Here is a 5,770-nt window from a genome sequence, read left to right as displayed (position 1 = left end):
GCACTCCACGCACTTCCGGCCCGGGCTCGCGCCCCTGGACTGGGTCCCCATCGGCCACCCGGACCAGAAGGGCGGCCGGACGGGCCCACCGGCGGTCGCCGTCGACGGCGCGGGGCGCGGCTACGTCTTCGTCCGGAACGGGGGCGGCGGGGTGAGCCTGCGCAACCAGAAGGTCAAGGGCGGCTGGGGCGGCTGGCTGGACCTCGGAGGGCATGACGTCGAGGGAGAGTTGGCCGCCGTGACGGGGGAGTCCGGGTTCGTGGAGCTGTACGCCTGCGTGCCCGGCGGGATCCTGCGCTGGCGCCAGGAGGGGGACGGGAAGAAGCCGGTGCAAGCCGAAGGCGTCGATGTCCCCGTCCGTCCGGGGACCCTGCGCGCGCTGGCCACGTCCGCCGAGCACACCACCCTCTTCTTCACGAACCCTTCCGGAGACCTGTGCGCCTGGCGTCCCGGTGAGAAACCGGTGACCCTGCTGGCGTCGGCCGGGCCAGGGGCGGTCTCCGCCGTGCGATGTGTCATCGAGGGGCACGACTGCACCGTGCTCGCGCAGCGGTCGGTGAGCGGCCGGGTCGCCTTCGCCGCGTATCCGACCGAACAGGAGTCGGCCGGTGCCTGGTGGACCGAGTCCGGGCCCCAGCTGCCCGCCGACGCCATGGTGTCGGCGGCGCTCGACGAGCACGACGAGGTCCTCGCCGCCTCTCTCTCGCCGTCGACCGGGACCGTGCTGCTCACCCGCCGCAAGGACGAGCCGGGGCTCGCGCTGGAGGCCTGGCGGGAGATCTGACCGCCTCCAAGAAGCGGAACTGATCCCTTCATCTTGAGGCTCTTGACGCACCAGACACATGAGGACGATCCGCCCGGCCACGTTCGAGCAGCCGACGACGGCGTTGACACAGTTGAAGGCGTACGAGGAGGCGCCCGCCGCGCCGTCGGCCGTGAACCAGTACCGGAGCGTCACGTCCTTCAACGGCACTGCCTTGTCCGTGCCGTTGAAGATTTCGAACGACGGCTTGGCCGCGGTGGCCGTCGCCGGGGTGTCGGTCCGGCAGCGGATCTTCAGCTCGGGCGGATCCGGGTTGGCCGCCTTCCACACGGGATACAGCGCCGTGCCGCCTGCGGCGACCACCGCCACCAGGAGCAGGTGCCTGACCTGGGCCAGACCCGGCGTCGGGGTGTTCGGCGACGACACGCCACGCAAGGACTCCTTCGAGGACACCCGGCGGTCTGGGGTGGAGACCGTCAGGGTCAGGTAAAAATGGTCGGATTGTGTGAGGGTCCTATCTGTGGCGGCATGCAGAAAGGGGGGCGGGTGCACGGATTGTTACCGTACGCCCCACCCCCCCCTCAGGGGTAACGCGTTACGCGGGGACGCTCGCGACGCCCTGCGCGAGGAACCGCTTGCCGTTCACGCGCTCGGAGACACCCTCGCGGTCCAGGTACGGCGTGATGCCGCCCAGGTGGAAGGGCCAGCCGGCGCCCGTGATGAGGCAGAGGTCGATGTCCTGCGCCTCGGCGACGACGCCCTCGTCGAGCATGATGCCGATCTCCTGCGCCACCGCGTCGAGCACGCGGTCGCGGACCTGCTCCTCCGTCAGGACGCTGTCGCCCTGCTTCAGCAGCGCGGCGACCTCGGGGTCGAGCTCCGGCTTGCCGCTGTCGTAGACGTAGAAGCCGCGCTTGCCCGCCTCGACGACCGCCTTGAGGTTCGGGGAGACCGTGAAGCGGTCCGGGAACGCCCTGTTGAGCGTCTCGGAGACGTGCAGGCCGATCGCCGGGCCGACCAGCTCCAGCAGGACCAGCGGCGACATCGGCAGACCGAGCGGCTCGACGCCCTTCTCGGCAACCTCGACGGGGGTGCCCTCGTCGATGATGTTCTGGATCTCGCCCATGAAGCGGGTCAGGATACGGTTCACGACGAACGCCGGGGCGTCCTTGGTGAGGACCGCGGTCTTCTTCAGCTTCTTGGCGACGCCGAACGCCGTGGCGAGGGAGGCGTCGTCGGTCTTCTCGCCGCGGACGATCTCCAGCAGCGGCAGGACGGCGACCGGGTTGAAGAAGTGGAAGCCCACGACCCGCTCGGGGTGCTTCAGCTTCGACGCCATCTCCGACACCGACAGCGAGGAGGTGTTGGTGGCGAGGATCGCGTGCGCGGGGGCGACCGCCTCGACCTCCGCGAACACCTGCTGCTTGACGCCGATCTCCTCGAACACGGCCTCGATGACGAAGTCCGCGTCCGCGAAGCCCTCGGCCTTGTCCAGCACACCGGACACCAGCGCCTTGAGGCGGTTGGCCTTGTCCTGGTTGATGCGGCCCTTGCCGAGCAGCTTGTCGATCTCGGCGTGGACGTAGCCCACACCCTTGTCGACGCGCTCCTGGTCGATGTCGGTCAGCACGACCGGCACCTCGAGGCGGCGCAGGAACAGCAGCGCGAGCTGGCTGGCCATCAGACCGGCGCCGACGACACCGACCTTGGTGACCGGGCGGGCCAGGGACTTGTCAGGGGCGCCGGCCGGGCGCTTGCCGCGCTTCTGCACCAGGTTGAAGGCGTAGATGCCGGAGCGCAGTTCGCCGCCCATGATGAGGTCGGCGAGCGCCTTGTCCTCGGCGTCGTAGCCCTGCTGGAGGTCGCCGTTCTTGGCGGCGGCGATGATGTCCAGGGCGCGGTAGGCGGCCGGGGCCGCGCCGTGCACCTTGGAGTCCGCGATGAAGCGGCCCTTGGCGACGGCCTGGTCCCAGGCCTCGCCGCGGTCGATCACCGGACGCTCGATCTCCAGCTCGCCCTTGAGGACGGAAGCGGTCCAGATCAGCGACTGCTCCAGGAAGTCCGCGCCCTCGAAGATCGCGTCGGCGATCCCGAGCTCGTAGACCTGCTTGCCCTTGAGCTGCTTGTTCTGGTTGAGGCTGTTCTCGATGATCACCGAGACGGCCTTCTCGGGGCCGATCAGGTTCGGCAGCAGGGCGCAGCCGCCCCAGCCCGGGACCAGACCGAGGAAGACCTCGGGCAGGGAGAACGCAGGGAGGGCCGCGGAGACGGTCCGGTAGGTGCAGTGCAGACCGACCTCGACACCGCCGCCCATCGCGGCGCCGTTGTAGTAGGCGAAGGTCGGCACGGCCAGCTTGGACAGCCGCTTGAAGACCTCGTGGCCGCCCTTGCCGATGGCGAGGGCGTGCTCGTACTCCTTGAGGATCTCCACGCCCTTGAGGTCGGCGCCGACCGCGAAGATGAACGGCTTGCCGGTGAGGCCGACGCCGACGATCTCGCCGTCCGCCGCCTCCTTCTCGACCTGGTCGATCGCGGCGTTGAGGTTCGCCAGCGAGGCCGGGCCGAAGGTGGTCGGCTTGGTGTGGTCGTGGCCGTTGTCCAGGGTGATCAGGGCGAAGCGCCCGGCACCGAGGGGGAGGTCGAAGTGGCGTACGTGCGCACTCGTGACGACCTCGTCCGGGAACAGCTCGGAAGCCTGCTTGAGAAGCTCGGCGGTGGTGCTCACTTGTCCCCCTCGAAGTGCGGGTTCTCCCAGATGACCGTCGCGCCCATGCCGAAGCCGACGCACATGGTGGTCAGGCCGTAGCGGACGTGCGGCTGCTCCTCGAACTGGCGGGCCAGCTGCGTCATCAGGCGGACGCCGGAGGAGGCCAGCGGGTGGCCGAAGGCGATGGCGCCGCCGTACTGGTTGACGCGCGCGTCGTCGTCGGCGATGCCGTAGTGGTCCAGGAAGGCCAGGACCTGGACGGCGAAGGCCTCGTTGATCTCGAACAGGCCGATGTCGGAGATCGACAGGCCCGCCTGGGCCAGCGCCTTCTCCGTCGCCGGGATTGGGCCGTAGCCCATGACCTCCGGCTCCACGCCCACGAAGGAGTAGGACACCAGGCGCATCTTCACGGGGAGGTCGTGCTCCCGCGCGAAGTCCTCGGAGGCGATGAGCGAGGCGGTGGCGCCGTCGTTCAGACCGGCCGCATTACCGGCGGTGACCCGGCCGTGCACTCGGAACGGGGTCTTCAGGCCGGCGAGGTTCTCCAGGGTCGTGCCAGGGCGCATCGGCTCGTCGGCGGTGACCAGGCCCCAGCCCGTCTCACCGGCCTCGGGGGAGGTGCGGCGTACCGAGATCGGTACCAGGTCGGCCTGGATCTTGCCGTTGGCGTACGCCTTGGCGGCCTTCTCCTGGGAGCGCACGGCGTACTCGTCCGCGCGCCGCTTGGTGATCTGCGGGTAGCGGTCGTGCAGGTTCTCCGCGGTCATGCCCATGAACAGGGCCGACTCGTCGACCAGCTTCTCGGAGACGAACCGCGGGTTCGGGTCCACGCCCTCGCCCATGGGGTGGCGGCCCATGTGCTCGACACCGCCCGCGATGGCGATGTCGTAGGCGCCGAACGCGACGGAACCGGCGACCGAGGTGACGGCGGTCAGGGCGCCGGCGCACATGCGGTCGATGGAGTAGCCCGGCACGGACTGCGGGAGACCCGCGAGGATCCCGGCGGTGCGGCCGATGGTCAGGCCCTGGTCACCGATCTGCGTGGTCGCGGCGATGGCGACCTCGTCGATCTTCTTCGGGTCGAGTCCGGGGTTGCGGCGCAGCAGCTCCCGGATCGCCTTCACGACGAGGTCGTCGGCACGGGTCTCGTGGTAGATGCCCTTCGGGCCCGCCTTGCCGAACGGGGTGCGGACGCCGTCGACGAAGACGACGTCCCTGACGGTACGAGGCACGATGGCTCTCCTCCAGGGTCAGGATCTGCATTGCTGCTGCGATGCGCTGAGCGCGCGCTCAGGCCCCATGCTACTTATGAGTAACGTGGCTGCACAGTCCTGACGGGGGGAGCGGTGAAGGTCACACGTCCGCCGCCCGGAGAGTGCCCACGCAGTCGGATGCCGGGTGCGGGAGTGATCCCACGATTCGCCTGATGGCAGAGCCCCTCCCCTGCCACACTGAGTGACTGGGCCATCACAGCGCCTGCGCCGGGTCGAGGGGAGCGGGACGAGCGGTGGGTGACCAGCCTGCTCCCGCGGTGGACATCGCACCTCTGTTGGGTGCGATGCCCCCGCTCAAGGAGCGCGAGGAGATCAGACGTGGCCTGCTGTCGCCCGGTCAGCCCGTGTTCGCCTACGTCCGGGAGCGCGTAGCCGCCGAGGACGTCGCGACCTTGCGCGTGCTGCGGGACGAGGACCGGCCCCTGCACCGGCTGCTGACACCGAGGGCGGCCGCGGCGTCGAGCGTCCGATCGCTGGTCGGACACCCGCCCTATCTGAAGGAGGAGCCGGCCGCGGCCCAGTCGCTCCGGGCCGCGGCGGCCATGGGGCTGGCGCTCGTCGGAGACGCCGGACAGAGCGCCGGGGAGCTGGCCGCCGGGCTGCTGTGGCTGCGCCGCAACCACGCCCACCCGGGCCACGAACACGTCGCGGCGCTCGCCCTCGGGGCCGCGACCGAAGCCGGTCATGCCACCCGGCTGCGCCGCCTGACGGACGCCGTGCCCGAGGCCGACCGGGACCTGGCCCTGCCCGCGCTGACCTGGCTGCTCGCCCTCGACGGCGCCCTCCCCGAGGCCCGTACGGTGGCCACGGCGACCGTTCTGTTCGACGACGGACGCGGCGGTGTGCGGGGGACCCTCACCGCGGCCGTGCTGCCGGAGGGCCCGCCCGCACTGCTGCCCGACCCCCGCATCATGTCGGGTTTCCGCGGCGACGAGGGGTTCCGTACGATATCCCGACCGCCGTCCGGGTGACCCCCTGCGGGAAGCGATGCCCAGGTCGGTGCCGCAATACGCCTCTTTACGCCTT

The 5,770-nt window shown here is 70.4% G+C and carries 4 protein-coding genes and 1 pseudogene; 2 read left to right on the top strand and 3 right to left on the bottom strand.

The window, feature by feature from the left end; all coding sequences use genetic code 11:
- The coding region (locus ABZ281_RS34510; RefSeq protein ID WP_356661966.1) for a hypothetical protein at positions 1 to 784 on the top strand (784 nt) is incomplete at its 5' end.
- Positions 785 to 901: 117 nt separating this feature from the next.
- Here the strand turns inward: ABZ281_RS34510 and ABZ281_RS34505 are convergent.
- The 3 genes and pseudogenes from ABZ281_RS34505 to ABZ281_RS34495 form a co-directional block, all read right to left on the bottom strand.
- Positions 902 to 1,093: pseudogene (locus ABZ281_RS34505) on the bottom strand (cellulose binding domain-containing protein); the annotation flags it as partial.
- Positions 1,094 to 1,358: 265 nt separating this feature from the next.
- On the bottom strand, positions 1,359 to 3,488 hold the full coding sequence (locus tag ABZ281_RS34500) for a 3-hydroxyacyl-CoA dehydrogenase NAD-binding domain-containing protein (protein ID WP_356661964.1): 2,130 nt from the start codon (positions 3,486 to 3,488) through the stop codon (positions 1,359 to 1,361).
- Positions 3,485 to 4,702, bottom strand: a complete 1,218-nt coding sequence (locus ABZ281_RS34495; RefSeq protein ID WP_356661962.1) for an acetyl-CoA C-acyltransferase — start codon at positions 4,700 to 4,702, stop codon at positions 3,485 to 3,487. The genes ABZ281_RS34500 and ABZ281_RS34495 overlap by 4 nt, the downstream gene beginning before the upstream one ends.
- Before the next feature lie 299 nt (positions 4,703 to 5,001).
- On the opposite strand from ABZ281_RS34495, the gene ABZ281_RS34490 reads away from it, so the two are divergent.
- Complete coding sequence (locus ABZ281_RS34490; RefSeq protein ID WP_356661960.1) at positions 5,002 to 5,715, top strand: hypothetical protein; 714 nt, start codon at positions 5,002 to 5,004, stop codon at positions 5,713 to 5,715.
- Positions 5,716 to 5,770 lie beyond the last annotated feature (55 nt).

It is taken from the genome of Streptomyces sp. NPDC006265 (assembly GCF_040613555.1).
Taxonomy (GTDB): Bacteria; Actinomycetota; Actinomycetes; order Streptomycetales; family Streptomycetaceae; genus Streptomyces.
The sequence above is the reverse complement of the archived record's forward strand: the minus strand, read 5'-3'. Positions and strand labels throughout refer to the sequence as shown.